We start from the raw sequence: 2,671 nt of genomic DNA, 5'->3' as shown, positions 1-2,671 counted from the left end.
TTCCGTGCCGTTCTTGTCTGCTCGCTTGACCGTCACTGGATCTGGCCTGCCGACGAACTGTTTGTCTGGCGTGAAAGTGACGGTGCCGTCGGCTGCGATGGTATAGGTCCCCTGACCCGCAATAGTTTTCTCCTTCGTGCCGTCGTCAAAGCTTGGCTCTACGCTGTCATCGATTGGCACCAGCGGGTCACCGGCTGTGAAGCTTGGCTTTCCTGTCTGCGGAACTCCCTGCGGGCCGCTGCTGCTGGCATTAGTGCCTGTAGGAGTGACCGCTGTAACCCTTGCTTTATAAGCAGCTGCAGCCTTACTTCCATTTTCATCTGTCCGAACAAGGATTATTTCAGGTGTTGTGCCTGTGAATTGTTTTTCAGGAGTAAACGTAATATTGCCTTCAGCATCGACTTCAAATTGACCGACGTTTGGAACCTTCTTAATTGAGCTATTATTATCAAAAAGCGGAGTGGAGCCGGCCGGGAAGCCCACTTTTTCTGTTTGGCCATTTACTTCAGCTGTGCCTTCTGTGAAGACCACTCTTCCGTGTTGAACTTGGCCTTGCTTCCCGCTCGTCTCATCATTTGCAGCGCTGGGCCGAGCTTCTAAGACCTGCGGACTGTAGACCGCGTCAGCAGTAAGGCCGTTTTGATCTGTGACACGAACGGTCGCAGGTTTTGGTGTGCCAAAGAAATCCGGTTCAGGTTGGAAAGTCACCCTTCCATCCTGCTGCAGGCTATAGGTACCAACTTTCTTGCCTTCGTCGTTGTCAACTTCTAAAGTATGGGGATTGACAAGCCGGCCATTGACTAAGAATTTCAGTCCGCCATTGTTAAAGGGAACGCTTATTTTTTGGCCATTGATAGTTGCAGAACCTTCTGCGAAGACCAGACGGCCTGTCTGTGCTTTTCCCTGAATACCGACTGAGCTCGCATCTGCAGCGCTTGGAATCGCCGCTTTGACTTCTGCTTGGTAAGTTGCTGTAACAACCGTGCCATTTGTATCGACTCGCTGAACAGTCTCCGCATCTGGACGGCCTGTATAAGCAGGTGATGGTGTAAAGGTTACCAATCCTTGACTATTGACAGTATAAGTCCCAACACCAGCAACTGTCTTGGTCTGCTCTCCATTATCAAAAGTCGGAAGAATCGCTGTGTCGATGGGCACCAGGGCATGACCAGCCGCAAAGGTTAGCTGACCAGTTTGGACCGCTCCCTGAATGCCCTCGCTTTCTGCGCCTTGAGCTGTTGGGATGACTGCTCTGACAGTGGCGCGGTACTTAACAGTAACAGGTGTGCCATTGGCATCGATATGTGTTAAGGTTAACGCTGGTGTTTGCCCAGTAAACTGCTTATCTGGGGTAAACAGGACCTTGCCTTTGGCATCTGTTTCAAATCTTCCAACATGCTGAATTTCTTTGACAGCCAGGCCGTTGTCAAACAGCGGAGTGGAGCCGGCCGGGAATGGCACGAGGGGATGCCCAGGCGTGAAAGTAACTTGTCCTTCTTGGACCTGTCCTTGGATTCCTTCTGATTCAGCACCGCTTCCTGTCGGCCTAACTGGAGTAAAGTTCGGCCTGTAGGCAGCAGTGACAGGGCTGCCGTTCTTATCATAGCGTTTCACTGTCACTGCGTCTGCTGTGCCGGAAAAAGACTTTTCGGGCGTGAAGGTCACGGTTCCATCTGCTGCGATGGTATAGGTGCCTTGATTGGGAATCATCTTCGTTTTTGAGCCATCTTCAAATACTGGCGCTGCAGTTTCGTCAATCGGCACCAGCGGGTCACCGCCCTCAAAGCTCGGCTTGCCTGTCTGCGGAATCCCCTGCGGGCCGCTGCTGCTGGCATCTTTTCCAATCGGTGTCACTTTTTCAACTAGTGGACTGTAGGTGGTTACTGCTGTTTGACCGTTTTTGTCTGCAATGCCCACTTGGACGGGCTTGGCTTGGCCGACAAAGGTCTTTAGCGGCGTAAATGTGATGGTCTGCTTGGCTCTATCAAGCTCATAGGTTCCCTGATCAGCAATCGTTAAGGAAGTGACCTTTTGCTGATTTTCGTCGTAAAGAAAGACGCTGCTCGGGTCCAGTTGGACGGATTTTTGAACGCCGTTAACGGCTGTGCTTCCTTTGGTAAAGTGAATTTCCGTCTCATCACTTCTTTCTTGGTCAAATTTAATGGCGGCTGTCTGCTGCTGTCCTTGGATTCCTTTCGTTTTTGCTTCTGTAGCTGCAGGGACAACGGGCAGCGGGCTATAGTAGACAATCCGCTCCCAAGAAAATTCTTTTTCTAAGGCTTCTTCATTTGGTTCATCCGCTGATACCTCATATTCAAACAGTGCCCCCTCTCCTGTCATCCCTTCTGACTCAATATCTTCACTTGCAAGATAGCCTGGAATTTCAGGCGAAGGATTGTCTGGCCAAGTCTGTTCCTCCGACCATTCTGAGTATGTCAGGCCAGCTGCGGGATCGCCGGGATGTGCTTTGGCAAGAACTTGGTCCACTGTCTTGGTCCGAGTGAAAGCGCGTGTCTGATCTATCTGAGCAGGAAGCAAAGATAAATCAGGATTTTGGGCTTTGGGATCGTATTCGTACTTGATATGGCGGGTAGCACGAATAGTTTCGGTCTCTTTTGTCAGCTGATGCTTAAATTTGAAATAGAAATCTTTCGTACTTTTCGGAGCGCCA

1 pseudogene is annotated in these 2,671 nt (G+C 50.6%); it reads right to left on the bottom strand.

The window, feature by feature from the left end:
• Positions 1 to 2,671 (bottom strand): annotated as a pseudogene (locus STRDD11_RS12845) (hypothetical protein); the annotation flags it as partial.

This window comes from Streptococcus sp. DD11, from assembly GCF_001578865.1.
Taxonomy (GTDB): domain Bacteria; phylum Bacillota; class Bacilli; order Lactobacillales; family Streptococcaceae; genus Streptococcus; species Streptococcus panodentis.
This window is presented reverse-complemented; position numbering and strand designations above follow the sequence as displayed.